Source organism: Furfurilactobacillus milii, assembly GCF_009864005.1.
In the GTDB taxonomy this organism is placed as follows: Bacteria; Bacillota; Bacilli; order Lactobacillales; family Lactobacillaceae; genus Furfurilactobacillus; species Furfurilactobacillus rossiae_B.
Window position 1 is genome coordinate 79,469 of sequence record NZ_WEZQ01000011.1, and the last position, 16,271, is coordinate 95,739.

The following is a 16,271-nucleotide window of genomic DNA, read 5'->3' on the forward strand; positions in this document are numbered from 1 at the left end:
GATGTTTGCGATGACCGGATGACAGAGAAACCGTCCATCTTAATTGATGGGCGGCTTTTTGTGCTGATTTAAATTAAGGTCTCAATGCCGGCGCATAATTAGCCACCAAATCAATTGACAGGCACAAACGAAAATAACAACTATTCCTAAGATTACCAGTGAAATAATTCGCAACGCAGGCGTTTGTGTCACACCTGCCCCATCCACCGTACGTGTCATGACGATTGCCACTGAGCATCCAAGCAGAAAACTCCAACTAATAGTCACCAACCACCACAATCGTTTCATCGCTAACCGCCCCGAACATCAATGTTGAAAATGATGGTTCTCAGTGATCCTCCTAGTCAAATCAATAATAGCTTGTAACAGCAGCAAAATGCCTGCTGCAAAACAAGCAAATCGCATGCCAAAATTTAAGTCGATCTGCGACTGCCGCGCGGCAACAAGGTTTAGCACACCTATCAGTATCGTTGCAGAAACAAGTTGCGTTCTTCTAATCTTGAATATAAATAGCAACATTGCCACAACCACAATCAACCCATCCATCATTCTTAGACCAGCAATTGTGGATAACTGTGTCATCCGACTAGTTACCAAGATGGTTTCCGCGATTACGATCAAGACTTTTGAGAACTTAGCCGATATCGTTGTCACTGCGGAAACATTCATCAATGCGTCAACAGACGTTTGATAGACGACTGCCGCTTGTTGCAACAATAAAACATCCGGCAGATTGCGCCCTGTCTCCCAGTTAGAAATAGCCTGACGTGAAACATTTAGTTGTTTAGCGGCCTCAGACTGTGTGAGCCGTAATTGATTACGTGCCCTCTTTAAATTGGCCGAAAGAATTTCACCTTTTGTTTGCATCATCTTCACTCCTAAAAAGTACCAGTAGCTTGCTTCATTGACGAGCAAGGAACGCTTGCATCCGCATTAACACAGTGTTTGTAGACCAGAATAAAATCATAATTGCTAAGTTATACATTAGCATTGATGTGAATAGAATTGCACCAAATTTTTTAATCTACGAGTATCTGGTATTTCAAAGAAATTGTCCACTATCTCAGCGACAGGGCCGTCAACAGTGATACCGAGCCATGAAGGTGTTGTTAATTCGAATGGTCCTTTCGGATTTACAACACGGACGGTCGCAGAGACTCGGTTTCTCACGAGGCTGTGTGGCGAGGTGAAAGACTGTGGTTTGCAGGCTTGAACCGGTCCCATGGCTCTCGGTATCACTGTTGACAACCGCAAGCGCATTAACTAGGCGGCTGCATTTGAAACTTGAACAGAAAACTTTAAACAATACTTTGACACACACAGTAATTGGTGATAAATTATACTCAATCAAACGAACAACTACTGGAGGTGCATTCATGAAACCCGAAATTTCTAAAGATATCATTCGGGGACACACGACGACCATCATTCTTAATATTCTTAGCCAGGGCGACAGTTACGGTTATGAAATTGCTAAGGCCGTCCGCGAACTGAGCCACGATGCATATGAATTAAACGAAGCCACTTTATACACTGCATTTCGCCGCATGGAACGCAATGGTGATATCGAAAGCTATTGGGGCGACGAGACTCAGGGTGGCCGCCGAAAATACTATAAACTAACCGAACAAGGTACCCGCCTACTCGCCAAAAACGTCGCAGACTGGGCGTTTGCCAAAAAGATTATTGATGACCTGATTACTGGGAGGATTGATGACAATGGACACAATTGATACGATGGTTAACCGACGTTTGGATGAAACGTTTAAGGCTTATCCTGACACGGAAGAAATGCATGAATTACGTGAGGAGTTGGCCGCTGATCTGAGTGAGGCCGCCCACGACAATGAAAAAAAAGGCGCCACCATCACGGACGCCGTCAACAGAGCCTTTGAAGGATTAGGCAATCTCGACGATTTAGTGGATGAAATTAACGCCGAAAAAAATGCCACTGATCAAGATACTCATTCCGACGATGCCAAACAAACGTCACATGAGCATACCTACAGTCACGGTCACCACATCGATATTGCTGATGGCAAGGTAATTATCGATGGTGGCAAAGTGCTCAGCATCGACGACAATGGTATTAAAGTTAACGGTGGGAAAGCGGTAAATATTGATAGCGATGGCATCAACATCAACAACGGTACGTTTACTGTCACAAACGACGGTATTCGGATGGGTAATCTTGTAATCGACAATCGTGGTATTCACACGGACGGCGGCAAAACAGTTGCCGGTTCGTTTACGGAAAAAAAGCAGCAACCACATAATGACAAGTTCGATCCCCATGCCAATGACGACACATTTTCAAACTTCGATCAGCAATTTAATGAACAGGAACCGGTCGATACTGAAATCTACGTGGACAGTTTAGCCCTTGCCAACGAAGAACAATTTTCTGCCGATCAAGTTCAGCGAATCGACTTTAAGTATGCTGACAGTAGCGTCCGAATTTTAAGCAATCCCGATGATGATCACATCATCTTCCGGGAATACATGAACCGCGCTAATGACAGCTATCTTGCACAAACTAAGTTGGAGAATGGTACCCTGTCAATTCATAACGGATCCCGGCCTCACCTGTTACCACTGCGGGTTCGTGTTCAACTACTCATTCCAGCATCCTTTGCAGGTGATTTACTGATTAACAGTGCCTCAGGCAGCGTTAACTTCAGCCATACCGGTGCTCTGAACCAGGTTCGTTTGGAAGCAAACAGTGGTTCCATTCGCATTAATGGTGCCCACTTTAAGGATTTGGATGTCAACGCATCCTCTGGTTCCGTTCGCATTAAGCAAACCACTGTTGCGGGGCTATTACGTGCTCGTGCTCATAGCGGTTCAATTCGCTTGGCAGACACCACGGTTGCTAAGTTCGATGTTGACACGCACTCAGGTTCTGTCCGCGGCACTGACTTGATCGGCGCTGGTGCGTTCAACGCCAATTCAGGTTCAATTAACCTAAGTTTCAGCGATCTCACTGGCAATCTTGATACCACGGCGCACTCCAGTTCAATCAAACTAGAATTCGCTAAGGGCATCGAGTATAACTTTGACTTGGACGCCAAAAGTGGTTCTATCACCGGTCCCGATAATGCTATCTACGATCATAATACGACTAACTTCAAAGATGGTGCGGTCGGCGATCACCCACATTTCTATGTCACTGCGGCAACTAAGTCCAGTTCGATCCACGTTTCTTAGTATTATTAACTGGTTAATTGTTTCGATGTCATCCAATCAAAGTAACCTAAAACATCACGCTGATATTTTTTCGTATCAGCGTGATGTTTTTTGCACTTTATTTAGTTACTTCAGGAACACGCACTAAATCACGTTTGATCAGTTCCTGTGCGATTTGAACCGCATTCAATGCCGCCCCTTTAAGTAGGTTATCAGCAACGACCCACATGTGATAAGCACCTGGGTTTTCCCGGTCTGCTCGCATCCGGCCAACAAACGTTTCGCCATGACCAGCAGCGTTAATCGGTTGCGGATAAACCTGGTGTGCAGGGTCATCCTGCAGTACAACACCCTTTGAATGGGCCAGTAGATCCTGCATGTCTGATACGGCTGGTGCTTGGTGCGTTTCAAAATAAACGCTTTCACCATGGCCAATTGGTACAGGCACGCGGACACAGGTTGCAGACACCTTGAGTTCCGTGTCGTTCATGTCGCCACGCAAAATCTTTTTAGTTTCGTGAATCATCTTCCATTCTTCGTGAGTGAAACCATCATCTTCAAAGACATCAATCTGGGGCAACAAGTTAAACGCCAATGGATAGTGATGTTCAGCACCCTTGACGGGTAAGATGGCAGCCGTCTCCTCTTCGCCTTCATGACGTTGTTGTGCCTCGTCGAATAACTCGTTCATTGCCCGTTGACCAGCACCGGAAGCCGCTTGATAAGTCGAAACTAGGACTTGATGTAACTTATACTGACGATCAATCGGCGCCAACGCCACAACCATTTGAATGGTACTGCAGTTTGGATTGGCAACAATACCATGATGCTGACTCAACATCTCTGGATTCACTTCAGGCACGACCAACGGGACATCTGGCTCCATCCGAAAGGCACTGGTATTATCGACACAAACCGCCCCAGCCTTCACCGCCGCTGGTAGCAATGCTTTGGAAACTGAACCGCCAGCTGACGACAAGACGATATCGATACCTTTAAACGAGTCCGTTGTGGCTTCTTCGATCGTATAAGCTTGGCCACGAAAAATGCGTGTTTGACCAGCTGAACGTGCTGATGCCAACAGCACCAAACGGTCAACTGCGATATCAGACTTTTCCAGTTGTTGTAACATCCGCGTTCCAACTGCGCCAGTAACACCAAGAATTGCGACATTAAATGATTGCATTAAATTGCTTCCTTTCAAGTTTCATTCCACTCGATCATTTAGTTAGGCCGAAACATCAACCGATAATTTGTTGGCACGATAGGCTGCTAGTCGTTTGACGGCTTCCTGCAGTTTGTCCATGTCGGCGGCGTATGACAACCGAACGTGGCCTTCACCACCAGGCCCGAAACAGCTACCTGGAACAACGGCTACTTTTGCTTGTTGAGCGACCTTAAGCGCAAAAGCGCGGTCATCTTGTTCCTCATCTGCCGGTATTTTAGCGAAGACATAAAAAGCACCGTTTGGTTGAGCCGTGGTAAAGCCTAGTTGATTGAGTGCTTGTACCAGAAAATCGCGACGTTCGTGATACTGAGCCTTCATGGCCGCCGTGTCTGCCACCCCATGTTGCAAAGCATCAGTGGCCGCCGCCATCATTGGTGTTGGTGCTGCAGTTACCAAGGCACCATGTAGTTTGGCAATCTGCTGGGTTAGTGCAGCTGGTGCTGCTAAGTAACCAACCCGGTAACCAGTCATGGCAAATGTCTTGGAAACGCCATTAATCACGATTGTCCGCTCTGGTAATAATGTAGAAATAGATACATGAGGCTGGTCATAGGCTAATTCACAATAGATTTCATCAGCCAACACGAGCAACTTATGTTTGCGAATCACTGCAGCCAATGCTTGCAACTGCGAGTCTGTGTAAGTGACACCAGTTGGATTGGTCGGATAATTCAAAACCAGCATCTTTGCACGCGGATGGGCAGCCAATGTAGCCGTTAGCCGAGCCGGTGTCAATACATAGTCATCTACTGAGGTATCAACTAACACTGGTGTAGCGCCATCAATCTGGGCAGTCGTAATGTACAACGGAAAAATTGGTGTTGGGATAATCACCTCGTCGCCCGCTCCCAAAACAGTTCCCATCGCGGCCGCAATCGCTTCTGTGGCACCCACTGTTACCAATATTTCCGTTTGGGGATCGTAAGTGACCTGATTCAATTTAGTTAAGTATGTACTAATCGCTTCTCGTAGCTCCGGTAACCCAGCAGCTGGTGCGTAATGAGAGCGATTCTGATTGATTGCATCGATGGTCGCCTGCTTAACATGGTCTGGCGCGTTAAAATCTGGTTCACCAAGCGTTAATTTCAGGATGCCAGGAATATCCTTTATTTGATTATCAAACTGACGAATCGCTGATGGCACAATTTGGTCAAACACGGGCCGTGTCATCCCCGTTAACTGAGCTTCTAATTCTGGCATATGCATTCTCCTTTGACCGTATCAATTCGCGGTACGACGCTAATCTAAAACCTGTTCCAAACCAACCTTTAATTCTGTTAATGTTGTCACTTTGCTCAAAGCTAACTTCACGCCAACCATAAATGACTCACGGTCATACGTGTCCTGCCGAATAGTCAACGCTTCGCCCGTTCCGCCAAACAGCACTTGTTCATGTGCTAGATAACCAGGCAAACGGACTGCATGAATCGGAACATTGTCGACAATCCCACCACGCACGCCATCCACGCTGCTTTCAGTATGATCAGGATCTGGCTCTTGTTGCCGACCAGCGGCGATTGCATGAGCCGTGGCAACGGCCGTACCGGATGGCGCGTCCCGTTTATCGGCATGGTGCATTTCAATAATCTCCGCGTTTGGAAAATACTTGGCGGCCTGTTTAGCAAACTGAGTTAGTAACACCGCTGATAATCCAAAGTTGGGAACGATCAACCCACCTAGATGAGCTGAAGCAGCCAACGCTTGTAATGATTTTATTTGTGCCGTTGTTAAGCCACTCGTGCCAACCAACGGGACTAGCCCATGCTGCAAGGCTACTTCAACGTTATGTTCAACCACGGCTGGTGTTGTAAAGTCTAACCAAACGTCCGCCTCAGGCAACTCGTCTTCCGTAGTGGCAACGACAACTTGGCTTGGTAAATGTGTGTCATTTCCGTCAGTCAGTGCAGCATGAGGACCAAACACGCCAGTTAATTCAAACCGATCATCGTTTAAAATTGTCTGGCAGCTAGCAGTCCCCATGCTGCCGCGAAAGCCAGCGACAATAACACGGATCTTTGATTCACTCATTTTCTATACCGCCTCCGTGTTCTCTGCCAACGGAATATCGCTTAGTTCGTGAACGCCTAAACGATGTGCCAAACTGGTTTGCTCAGTGTCATTCAGCGTAACGATTGGCAAACGTGGGTTGCCAACTGGTAGTCCCTGCGCATTTAAAACAGCCTTGACTGGTGATGGTGATGGGTACATGAATAACGCAGCCATCTTTGGCATCAAGTCACGTTGAATCTGGCCAGCACGTGCAATATTACCTTGTTCTAGAGCGTCATATTCCTGTCGCATCGCTGGACCATATACGTGACTGGCAACGGAAATGACGCCAGCCCCGCCCAGTGCCTTCACTAATAATGCTTGGGCATCTTCGCCACTGTAAACAGCAAAACCTGTCGGCGCATCATTAATTAGTGCTGCCAAATCTGCATCGCTACCACACTGTTTAACACCACTGATGTTCGGCACTTGTGCAAGTTGGAGAATCGTTTCGTTCGTCATGTTGACACCAGTTCGGCCAGGAATGTTGTAAATGACGATCGGCTTAATAGCAGCTTGAGCAACCGCTGTAAAGTGGGCAATCATCCCCCGTTGATTAGGCTTATTGTAATAAGGGACAACGACCAACGTCGCATCAATCCCGTCAATCGCATCTACTTCCTGATTAAAGGCAATCGTCGCAGCTGTATTGTTACTGCCTGTCCCAGCGATGACAACACCACGACCAGCCACAATCTGTGCAAAACGGGTATAGAGTTCAATCTTTTCGTCGTGCGTTAGCGTTGGCGTCTCACCTGTCGTCCCACCGATGACAAACCCGCGTGAACCAGTTTCAATGAGCATATTTGTTAAACGCGTTAATGCATCGAAATCAATATGATCATCTTCGGTAAACGGTGTGATGATCGCTGTTAATAAATCGTTTTGTTCAAACATTTTAAATTCCTCCCTATTGATGAGAGCCATCCGGATTCGGCATCAACCGAAGTCGACCATCACTCTCTTGACATCCGATCCTCCAAAAACTCAGTAATGGCGGTGACACCCTTACTAATAGCGGACTCATCTGGCGTCATTTTGGCAGAGTGCAACGGGGCGTGACCGTCCACCCCTAACCAAAACATCGTGCCAGGAAATTGATGCAGCATATATCCGAAATCCTCGCCGGTCATGGCCGGTGCCGTTTCAACAAAGTCCACATCTGGTGCATTTTTCATAAATTGAATGAACGGGATCGTCAACTGCGGATCGTTTTCTACCGGCAAGTAGCCGCCCTGATTCAGTTCAACATTGACTTCACACTCGAAACTCGTAGCGATGCCATTGGCGATTGCCTGTAGTCGCTGATCAATGTGTTCAATCATCGTTTGCGTTAGTCCGCGAATGGTCCCTTCTAGCCTGGCACGGCCAGCAATGACGTTACGGATACTACCGGCATTCAGTTTGCCAAACGTCACCACGCCGCCTTCAATTGGGTCAACGCTTCTGGAGACAACAGTTTGCGCTTGCATGATAAAGCTGGCGCAGGCAACTACCATGTCGTTAGCCAAATGTGGATAAGCCGCATGCCCGCCCTTGCCAACAAAGTCCACGTTGATTTCAGTCGTGCCGGCAAATAACGTGCCATTACGGCATCCAATCACGCCTGCAGGCAGCTCCGGATTGACATGCAAGCCATAAAACTCATCCGGTCGCCATTCGCCAGTAAAGGCACCTGCTTCAACGGCCAACTTGCCACCATTGTCGTTTTCTTCAGCCGGTTGAAAGAAAAACAGTAAGTCATCTTTTGGCTGATGATTCGCAAAATAATTGAGCACCCCTAGGGCCACCGTCATGTGGATATCATGCCCGCAAGCATGCATCCTACCGGGATTTGTCGACGCATATGGCAAGCCAGTCGCTTCTGTAACTGGCAAGGCATCAATATCAGTGCGGTACCCGATACACCGTTGCGGCTTACTTCCTTGAACTTTAACCATCAAAGCGGTTGGCAGACTTGGTATGTGATGAATGGTCAACCATTGCTGAGGCATTGTTTCGATAACTTGCCGTAAATATGCGGCTGTTTGAGTTTCATGCAGTGCCAACTCTGGAATTTGGTGCAAGTGACGGCGAATATGAATTAAATCTAACGTTTCAGACATGCAGTACCAGCTTTCTTTCAGTCAAACGTGCTAGAGCTTTCGTAACGAATCTTGCAGTTTCGTTTTAGCCTGCGTTTTTGCATCGTTAACTTTAATTACCTTAGCTGGAACTCCGGCAACAACGGTATTGGCTGGCACATCCTCAGTTACCACAGCACCAGCACCAACCACAGCGTGTTCACCGATATGAACGCCCTCAATAACCACTGCATTGGCCCCAACCAACACATCATCATCGATGCGCACAGGTTCTGCAGAAGCTGGTTCGATTACCCCGGCTAGCACCGCGCCAGCACCGATGTGACAATGTTTGCCAACAATCGCACGGCCACCAAGCACGGCACCCATATCAATCATGGAATCAGCGCCAATCTCAGCGCCGATGTTGATCAGTGCACCCATCATAATGACAGCGTGATCACCAACCACTACTTGATCACGAATGATGGCACCCGGTTCGATGCGGGCGTTAACTTCGCGCGCATCTAATAACGGAACAGCTGAATTAGTGGCATTAGTTTCCACATGTGTTTGCACAATCACGTCTTGGTGTGATTCAAGAAATGGTTTTACTACCGGCCAACTCCCAAACAACGTCCCCGTGTGATCTTCCATAAATGCTTCAATGCCATCTGGAACCGTAAGTTGACGTAAGTGCTCGCCACTAACAGTGACCTTGACCGGCGTTTGTTTCTTAGCAGTCGCTATCGTATGAATAATCTGTGTCGCATCTAATTCTGCCATTTGAATCCTCCTTAATGATTGAGTTACCTTACAGGGTTTCGGCAGCACTCTTCTTAAAATCCTCATCCAGTGCGAGCATGTCGCTAATAGTTTCGCGCCGGACGACGATGCTGGCTTGTTTGTGATCGATAAAAATGACGGCTGGACGTGGATTACGATTGTAGTTGCTGGCCATCGAGTAACCGTACGCACCGGTGGCTAAGAGTGCAATCACATCGCCTGTTTTCGTAACGGGCAGCGTAGCTTTATTTACTAGAATGTCGCCAGACTCACAATATTTACCGACAATATGGATAGTTTCCTTGGATGAATCTTCCACATGATTGGCCAATACTGGTTCGTACTCAGCCTGGTACAGCGCTGGCCGAATGTTATCCCCCATGCCGCCGTCAACAGCCACATAAGGCAATAAGCCGGGGACACGTTTGTTTGCGCCAACCCGATATAGATTGATTCCTGCCGGGCCAACCAACGACCGGCCAGGTTCAATCCAAATCTCCGGCATTTCTAGGTGATGATTACCTAACCTGGCTTCAATCGTCGTTAACACAGTATCAAGCTGGGCCTCCGGTGATTGTGGATCGTCACCTTCCACATATTTAATGCCGAACCCGCCGCCTATATTTAGCACCTGGGCCGAATAGCCAAACGCCTCATGCCAATGGGTCAGCAATTCAATCAGTTTCTCGGCTGCCATTACAAAGCCGGTACTCTCAAAAATTTGCGAGCCAATATGGGCATGAACGCCGCGAACCTCTAGATGATCATCTGCTAAAGCCTCTTCTAGTGCTTGATCCGCTTGGCCAGAGCCAATGTCGAAACCAAACTTACTATCGACCTGACCCGTTTGAATGTACTGATGTGTATGGGCACTAACACCGGGAGTCACCCGAATTTGAATCGCAATGGTTTCGTCGCGTTCTTGTAGCAAACGTTGTAATAGATGAAGCTCAACGAAATTATCAACAATAATCGTGCCAAGATGATGATCCAGTGCCATTGTCAGTTCGTCCACAGACTTATTATTCCCGTGAAAACTCAGTCGAGATGCCGGAAAGCCGGCCGCAAACGCCGTTGCCATTTCACCCGCTGAAACAACGTCCGCATGTACGCCAAGTGGCGCCAACAGCTGATAGATTCCCCTCACGCAGAAGGCCTTCGACGCGTAACTCACGATGCCATCAATTCGATGGTTAGCAAACGTCTGTTGAAAGGCCTTCACTTGACGAACGATATCCTGCGTATCGTAAGCAACCAGCGGTGTGCCAAACTGCTCTGCCAGTTTGACGGTATCCATACCACCGATCATTAAATGATTTGTCGTTGACTCAACTGTTGTTGTCATTTTTTTGCTCCTTTTAGTTTTTAGAAGTTATGTGTCTGTTCAAACGGTTATGCGCTTTGCCTATACGGCGATTATCTTTGCAAGGTGAACTGAAGGGCGTCAACATTGATACCGAGTCCTGAAAGTGATGTTAATTCGAGCGATTTTCTCAAATTTACAACACGGACGGTCGAAGAGACCCGGGTTCCAACGGGGCTACTCGGCGAGGTGAAAGACTCCGAACTTGGGAGGCTCGAACCGGTCCCAGGTCGAGTGTGCCAATGTTGACAACCGTAAACACAGACACATAGCACGAAAAAAGGGACTCATTTGCACAGGTGCGTACGCAAAAGAGTCCCGAAAATAAATTCATTTCGTTTCTGAATGTCGTAAGCGCCCCGCGATGAATTTTTCATCACGACAGTTTGTTGATTATTCATCAACATCCCAGCCAAAGCGATGGTCAATCGTCCAGCTTCGGCAACCGCCCCTTTCATCAGTTTCTATGTCGTGACCCGACTCCGCTGATTACTCTTGTTGGTTGCAACCTCTTTTCACATTTAATTTTAATGAGCATATCGCTCTTTTCATAACCCGTCAAGTCCCCATTTGAATTTTATATTCCCAAGTAAAACGGTGTACCAACGCGTTTACATTTATTTTCATTTAGCTATTGTAATTGAAAACTAATTCGCTATAATTGCCAGTAATCATAGAAGAGGTTGCGAAGATTAAAAGTAACTAAGAGGAAATCGACGAGGTTAACGACGCTTAGTGAAAGGATGATTCGCCGAAACTTTGACTGACTCGTCTCAGTTAGGGTTGGGACTTGGGTTAACAGCTCAAGGACTGTCGCAACTAACAAAAAAGTTGCGGGGCGCTATCTACGACCATACATAACCGGTACTATATCGATTACGTTCGATTAGACTAAGCGCACCCAATGACCTCGTTAAACAAAGTCACTGGGTGCGCTTTTTAAATGTAATCGTGGGTGTGAATGATTTCAGTGTCGATTCCCCTTCTAACATCAAAAACAATGGTCTGTTTGGACAAACGACCGTGGTAAGCGAGGTTAGGATCGATGAAAGTAATTAAGTTTGGTGGCAGTTCTTTGGCAGATGCGACGCATTTTAATGACGTCATACAGATTTTGCGAATGGATAGGCAACGCCGCGTGGTGGTTGTTTCAGCACCTGGCAAACGGAATGAGAATGATGAAAAAGTTACCGATCTACTGATTGAATACGCCCGTGTGCATGGCAAGACACAACAGTCGATCGGCCGGAAAATCATCGACAGGTATCAAGAAATCGCAACAGCGTTCAATATTTCGGCAGTTCAATTTAAACCATTGGCGGACCAAATTTTGGCCCTACCAACGACATCATTTCGTGGTCCAGCCTTTAGAATGGCTGCGTTTAAGGCCCACGGTGAAAAGTTAAACGCCCAGTTACTGGCGCTGGTGTTAACTACACAAGGATTAAGTGCTCGTTACGTTGACCCACATGAACTCGGATTAATTGCCACGCAGGAGCCAAACAACGCGACCATTTTATCCCAGACATACACACACCTGGCCGTTGCCCGTCAGGAGCTTCTAGCGGAAGACAAACTGTGGGTCGTTCCTGGCTTCTTTGCCTATACAACCAGCGGTCAGCTTGTAACCTTTTCCCGTGGTGGCTCAGATATCACAGGTGCCATTCTTGCTCGTGGTTTGCATGCGACTGAATACGAGAACTTTACGGATGTCGACTCCATTTACGCCGCCAATCCAAACGTTGTCGCTAATCCGGCACCCATTACTAAGATGAGCTACGTTGAAATGCGGGAGCTTTCATATGCCGGTTTCTCAGTTTTTCACGATGAAGCCATTATTCCAGCCATTGAAGGCCAGGTTCCCATTTGCGTTAAGAATACCAACCATCCTAGTGCGCCAGGAACACTGATTGTACCAACGAATCAGTCGCAGCCTAAGCGATTAATTACGGGGGTGGCCAGTTCCAAACGGTTTGCAGCGCTCTACCTGCACCGTTATTTGTTGAACCGGGAAGTTGGCTTCACATTAAAGTTACTCAAAATCCTCTTCCGCTACCATATCAGCTACGAACACATGCCTTCAGGAATTGACGATTTAACGATCATCTTCGATCGCAATCAAACTCCGACAGATGTCCTCCCTCGTTTGCTAGCAGATATCAAAGAAACGCTGCAACCCGATCGTCTTCAGTGGATCGATGATTACGCGATTTTGATGGTGGTTGGCGAAGGCATGCGCAATCAGGTTGGCGTCATTGACCGGATCTTGCACCCGCTAGCCACTCATCATATCGGCGTTCAAATGATCAACCAGGGGGCGTCACGGATTTCCATCATGATCGGTGTTCGGGAAGCTCAGGCTGATGACGCCGTTCGCCTTATCTACAATGACTTCTTTAACCAACCAGTTAGCTTGCCACTTCGTCAACCAGCACAGGAGGTCACTCATGGTTAATTTAATTCGTGTTCATGGCTCGGAAAATAGTTTTTACCTGCTCGATCAACGGCAACTTAAACATGCCCTCACCACAGCTGAACTCAGTCGTTTGGCGCAACAAGTCAACGACACAGCACCATCAGGTCTGGATGAAGTAGATGGTGTCCTGGTCATCAGCGACAGTCAACATCCCAACACAATTGGCCGGATGCAGGTTTTCAACCGCGATGGCAGCCAAGCAAGCATGTGTGGCAACGGCCTACGAACCGTCAGCCGCTATCTTGCGGAACAATCGCACCAAACGGACTTCCAAGTTGAAACAGATGCGGCTGATTTACCAGTTCATCAAGTCACGCCGTTTGCGCTAAATGTGCCTGCGTTCAGTGTCAGCATCCAACCCGTCAGTTTCGATGCTACTTTGATCGGCTTACATCAAATCCCGACAACACCACTTTTAAATCAAAACAACTTGCCGTTTGCAACAAATTCCACTGCAAACTTTTCCGCTGTGGCAGTACCAAACCCACATTTGATTAGTCTCACAGACCATAATCATCCTAATGCCTTAACAACCTCGTTCCTAGGGCAACTCGGGCAACAATTAAATGGTCAAAACCCGTGGTTCCCTGACGGCGTCAATGTCAGCTTTGGTTGGGAAATAAACGACACTAACCTCTTTGTGCGGACGTTTGAACGTGGTGTTGGTTTTACAAACGCCTGTGGTACTGGCATGTCGGCCACATCGCTAATTTGGGTACTGACTCACCCAGCAGCTCAGTTTGACCAACTCCTGACAATTTATAATCCAGGCGGGATGGTTCAAACGCGTGTCCATCATCAAAACGCTGCGTACACTATCGACTTAATCGGCAACGCGACCTTCACTGACCATTTGCGTTTGAGCGAATCTGACTTACACGCCGGGAACCTCGCCAGCGCAGAAGTCGCGTCAACACAAGAAGAGACCGCCTATCATCAATTCGTATCACAGTTACCACATTGGTCATTTGGCGATGTCCGCCCAACTGCAGATGAACACTAAGTTTGCTAGAAGGGACCGGTTTCGCAGTCTAGCTACGAAACCGGTCCCTTCTATTGTGATAGTTATTCTCTACAAAATTGGCGACAATAAACGTGAAAATGTTTGCTTGAACTTACGCCAATACGATTGTTGGGCAAACGTCTCGTAAGTCGTCAGTTCGCTGACGCGCATATCAGCTTCAAATAACTTAGCCAACTCGGCGGTAACTTTAGGATCGTACAGGAATGCATTGACCTCAAAGTTTAGTTTGAAACTACGAAAATCCAAATTTGCCGATCCAACAGATGCGACCCCATCATCAACGACCATCGTTTTAGAATGGATAAAACCGTTGCGATATTTGAAGATCTTTACCCCGTTACGAGACAACTGCTTCGCGTAATACTCGGTTGCCCGGTACACAAACGCATGATCCGGCTTGCTTGGAATCATGATGCGAACATCCACGCCACTGCCGGCCGCTACCCGAAGCGCATCTAGGACGGAGTCATCCGGAATTAAGTATGGTGACTGAATCCACAACCGTTTACGAGCTGAGTTGATCAATCGTAAGTAGCCCATCTTAATCTGCTCTTTATCAGAATCGGGACCAGATGAAACAATCTGCATGTTGGTTTCACCCTTCACCTTAGTGATATGGAAGAAATCGTTGGTAACGTTTAACGGTTTGGTGCGACTAGTGGCATTCCAATCACGAATAAAGCGTGACTGAAGCCCGTAAACGCCAGCCCCAACGATGCGAAGATGCGTATCACGCCAGTAACCAAACTTTTCTTTACGGCCAAGATACTGATCGCCGACGTTAAAACCACCGGTATAGCCAATAGCACCGTCAATCACAACAATTTTACGGTGATCACGGAAGTTCAAACGAAAATCCACTAGCGCACTGCGCGTTTGCAGGAAGGGATATGCTTCCCCACCAGCGGCCCGTAATGGATCATAGAATTTGGGCCGCACGCCCATTGAACCCCATGAATCATACAGTACTCGCACAGCCACGCCGGCTTCCGCCTTACGAATCAACAAACGCAACAATTCGTTGCCAATGTCATCGTTATAAATCGTGTAAAACTCGATATGAATACTCTGTTTAGCCCGCTCAATGTCTTCAAACATCTGGTGGAACAGCGCTTTCCCATCAGAAATAATGTGCACCCGGTTGTTGCGAGTTAGGAAGGCTTGATCAGACTCAATAAATAAATTAACTGTACCCAACGCAGTAGCGGTTACATCATCCGCGTCATTTCGCTCTGATGATAACTCGGCTCGCTGCAGTGCTAGCTGCTCATCAAGCTGCAGTTGTTCCTGCTCTTGAATTTGAAATAATCGATTCTTCGGCAATCGCCGACCGACAAAGGCGTAGGCAATGAAACCGATGATCGGCAAGAACACCAGCACCAGTAGCCAGGCCCAGGTCGCTGAAATATCACGCGGTTCACGGAACACGGTAATGAACGCCAACACCGCGTTTACATAGATAATTGTTTCAAAAATAAAATGTGCCCAGTTCATCTGGATTGGTCCTCCAATACGCATAAATGCTAATTTCATCTTACTCATCTTTAGGAAGCAACGCGACCCCTTTTTGTGGAAATTTGCTCACAAACAACTTATTGCTTTCTCATAATTTTTGTAATGCGTATAATAAGTCAAACAAAGTAATTTAGGAGGCAACACACATGTGGTCCATTTCAGGCGTCTTTTTGCCTCACGGGATTGGTTATTTCCGTTTGCTTCGACAAGCTTTGGGGCATGATTCGCGGAGCACCATCATTCTGCTACTCATCATCGTTATCATCGTCGCCATTTATCTTCATCGGCGACATTAAACCTGTGTAAATCGAAGTAAAAAAATAGTTCTTTCAAGACTGACCGTTACAGCAAACAGGGACGCCGTTTCATGGGACCGACCCAAGCCCACAAGACGGTCTTGGGTTTCGATTCTGAGCTCATAACCCGATCTCAGAAGTCGCCCTGCAATACTAAGTGGCCCAAGTACGCCCACTAAGTATTGCTACCACGAAGCTCTGTCCCTGTTTGCCTCCACTCACACTTCAATAAAAACTCCAAATAGTAATTTGCCTCAAATACAATTGTAAAAAGTAGCAGTAAAG

General features: G+C 47.1%; 15 protein-coding genes and 2 riboswitches. Of the genes, 5 read left to right on the plus strand and 10 right to left on the minus strand.

Features of this window, described 5'->3' with window-relative positions; all coding sequences use genetic code 11:
* Nucleotides 1-81: 81 nt before the first annotated feature.
* Together GB993_RS06890 and GB993_RS06895 are read right to left on the minus strand one after the other, a co-directional pair.
* Nucleotides 82-288, minus strand: coding sequence for a DUF3923 family protein (locus GB993_RS06890; protein ID WP_161003646.1), 207 nt, complete (start codon nt 286-288; stop codon nt 82-84).
* 18 nt (nt 289-306) lie between these two features.
* On the minus strand, nt 307-870 hold the full coding sequence (locus GB993_RS06895) for a helix-turn-helix domain-containing protein (RefSeq protein WP_238331621.1): 564 nt from the start codon (nt 868-870) through the stop codon (nt 307-309).
* Between the two features lie 506 nt (nt 871-1,376).
* Here GB993_RS06895 and GB993_RS06900 point away from each other — a divergent pair.
* Nucleotides 1,377-1,733, plus strand: coding sequence for a PadR family transcriptional regulator (locus GB993_RS06900; RefSeq protein ID WP_161001906.1), 357 nt, complete (start codon nt 1,377-1,379; stop codon nt 1,731-1,733).
* Nucleotides 1,720-3,207, plus strand: a complete 1,488-nt coding sequence (locus tag GB993_RS06905; protein WP_161003647.1) for a DUF4097 family beta strand repeat-containing protein — start codon at nt 1,720-1,722, stop codon at nt 3,205-3,207. Before GB993_RS06900 ends, GB993_RS06905 begins: the two co-directional genes overlap by 14 nt.
* 97 nt (nt 3,208-3,304) lie before the next feature.
* Here GB993_RS06905 and GB993_RS06910 read toward each other — a convergent pair whose 3' ends face one another.
* The 7 genes from GB993_RS06910 to lysA are packed head-to-tail and all read right to left on the minus strand — an operon-like array spanning nt 3,305 to nt 10,657.
* Nucleotides 3,305-4,372: an aspartate-semialdehyde dehydrogenase gene (locus GB993_RS06910; protein WP_161003648.1), complete on the minus strand. Its 1,068-nt coding sequence runs from the start codon at nt 4,370-4,372 to the stop codon at nt 3,305-3,307.
* A 42-nt stretch (nt 4,373-4,414) separates the two neighbouring features.
* Entirely contained in the window at nt 4,415-5,614 is a 1,200-nt protein-coding gene (locus GB993_RS06915) for an aminotransferase class I/II-fold pyridoxal phosphate-dependent enzyme (protein ID WP_161003649.1), read from the minus strand.
* Nucleotides 5,615-5,653: 39 nt separating this feature from the next.
* Nucleotides 5,654-6,442, minus strand: coding sequence for a 4-hydroxy-tetrahydrodipicolinate reductase (gene dapB / locus GB993_RS06920; protein ID WP_161003650.1), 789 nt, complete (start codon nt 6,440-6,442; stop codon nt 5,654-5,656).
* Between the two features lie 3 nt (nt 6,443-6,445).
* Nucleotides 6,446-7,360, minus strand: a complete 915-nt coding sequence (gene dapA, locus GB993_RS06925) for a 4-hydroxy-tetrahydrodipicolinate synthase (RefSeq protein WP_161003651.1) — start codon at nt 7,358-7,360, stop codon at nt 6,446-6,448.
* A gap of 59 nt (nt 7,361-7,419) precedes the next feature.
* Nucleotides 7,420-8,568 carry an N-acetyldiaminopimelate deacetylase gene (locus GB993_RS06930; RefSeq protein WP_161003652.1) on the minus strand — a complete coding sequence of 383 codons (1,149 nt, stop codon included), beginning with the start codon at nt 8,566-8,568 and terminating at the stop codon, nt 7,420-7,422.
* A 30-nt stretch (nt 8,569-8,598) separates the two neighbouring features.
* Complete coding sequence (gene dapD / locus GB993_RS06935) at nt 8,599-9,312, minus strand: 2,3,4,5-tetrahydropyridine-2,6-dicarboxylate N-acetyltransferase (RefSeq protein ID WP_161003653.1); 714 nt, start codon at nt 9,310-9,312, stop codon at nt 8,599-8,601.
* A gap of 28 nt (nt 9,313-9,340) precedes the next feature.
* Nucleotides 9,341-10,657, minus strand: coding sequence for a diaminopimelate decarboxylase (gene lysA, locus GB993_RS06940; RefSeq protein WP_161003654.1), 1,317 nt, complete (start codon nt 10,655-10,657; stop codon nt 9,341-9,343).
* 362 nt (nt 10,658-11,019) lie between these two features.
* A riboswitch (Lysine riboswitch) is annotated at nt 11,020-11,197 on the minus strand.
* Between the two features lie 147 nt (nt 11,198-11,344).
* Nucleotides 11,345-11,528: riboswitch (Lysine riboswitch) on the plus strand.
* A 192-nt stretch (nt 11,529-11,720) separates the two neighbouring features.
* Between lysA and GB993_RS06945 the strand changes: the two genes are divergently transcribed.
* Both GB993_RS06945 and dapF read left to right on the plus strand, forming a co-directional pair.
* Nucleotides 11,721-13,130: an aspartate kinase gene (locus GB993_RS06945; RefSeq protein WP_161003655.1), complete on the plus strand. Its 1,410-nt coding sequence runs from the start codon at nt 11,721-11,723 to the stop codon at nt 13,128-13,130.
* Nucleotides 13,123-14,154, plus strand: a complete 1,032-nt coding sequence (dapF, locus tag GB993_RS06950) for a diaminopimelate epimerase (RefSeq protein ID WP_161003656.1) — start codon at nt 13,123-13,125, stop codon at nt 14,152-14,154. The genes GB993_RS06945 and dapF overlap by 8 nt, the downstream gene beginning before the upstream one ends.
* Nucleotides 14,155-14,223: 69 nt before the next feature.
* Here dapF and cls read toward each other — a convergent pair whose 3' ends face one another.
* Nucleotides 14,224-15,669 (minus strand): cardiolipin synthase, encoded by a 1,446-nt coding sequence (gene cls / locus GB993_RS06955; protein WP_161003690.1) that lies wholly within the window; start codon nt 15,667-15,669, stop codon nt 14,224-14,226.
* Nucleotides 15,670-15,836: 167 nt separating this feature from the next.
* On the opposite strand from cls, the gene GB993_RS06960 reads away from it, so the two are divergent.
* Nucleotides 15,837-15,986 (plus strand): hypothetical protein, encoded by a 150-nt coding sequence (locus GB993_RS06960; protein ID WP_017260849.1) that lies wholly within the window; start codon nt 15,837-15,839, stop codon nt 15,984-15,986.
* The last annotated feature ends 285 nt before the right edge of the window (nt 15,987-16,271 follow it).

What these genes read in the sequence shown, in the direction of transcription:
- GB993_RS06890 (WP_161003646.1), bottom strand. Translation starts at nt 288, where the DNA reads ATGAAACGATTGTGGTGGTTGGTGACTATTAGTTGGAGTTTTCTGCTT.
- GB993_RS06895 (WP_238331621.1), bottom strand. Translation starts at nt 870, where the DNA reads ATGATGCAAACAAAAGGTGAAATTCTTTCGGCCAATTTAAAGAGGGCA.
- GB993_RS06900 (WP_161001906.1), top strand. Translation starts at nt 1,377, where the DNA reads ATGAAACCCGAAATTTCTAAAGATATCATTCGGGGACACACGACGACC.
- GB993_RS06905 (WP_161003647.1), top strand. Translation starts at nt 1,720, where the DNA reads ATGGACACAATTGATACGATGGTTAACCGACGTTTGGATGAAACGTTT.
- GB993_RS06910 (WP_161003648.1), bottom strand. Translation starts at nt 4,372, where the DNA reads ATGCAATCATTTAATGTCGCAATTCTTGGTGTTACTGGCGCAGTTGGA.
- GB993_RS06915 (WP_161003649.1), bottom strand. Translation starts at nt 5,614, where the DNA reads ATGCCAGAATTAGAAGCTCAGTTAACGGGGATGACACGGCCCGTGTTT.
- dapB (WP_161003650.1), bottom strand. Translation starts at nt 6,442, where the DNA reads ATGAGTGAATCAAAGATCCGTGTTATTGTCGCTGGCTTTCGCGGCAGC.
- dapA (WP_161003651.1), bottom strand. Translation starts at nt 7,360, where the DNA reads ATGTTTGAACAAAACGATTTATTAACAGCGATCATCACACCGTTTACC.
- GB993_RS06930 (WP_161003652.1), bottom strand. Translation starts at nt 8,568, where the DNA reads ATGTCTGAAACGTTAGATTTAATTCATATTCGCCGTCACTTGCACCAA.
- dapD (WP_161003653.1), bottom strand. Translation starts at nt 9,312, where the DNA reads ATGGCAGAATTAGATGCGACACAGATTATTCATACGATAGCGACTGCT.
- lysA (WP_161003654.1), bottom strand. Translation starts at nt 10,657, where the DNA reads ATGACAACAACAGTTGAGTCAACGACAAATCATTTAATGATCGGTGGT.
- GB993_RS06945 (WP_161003655.1), top strand. Translation starts at nt 11,721, where the DNA reads ATGAAAGTAATTAAGTTTGGTGGCAGTTCTTTGGCAGATGCGACGCAT.
- dapF (WP_161003656.1), top strand. Translation starts at nt 13,123, where the DNA reads ATGGTTAATTTAATTCGTGTTCATGGCTCGGAAAATAGTTTTTACCTG.
- cls (WP_161003690.1), bottom strand. Translation starts at nt 15,669, where the DNA reads ATGAACTGGGCACATTTTATTTTTGAAACAATTATCTATGTAAACGCG.
- GB993_RS06960 (WP_017260849.1), top strand. Translation starts at nt 15,837, where the DNA reads ATGTGGTCCATTTCAGGCGTCTTTTTGCCTCACGGGATTGGTTATTTC.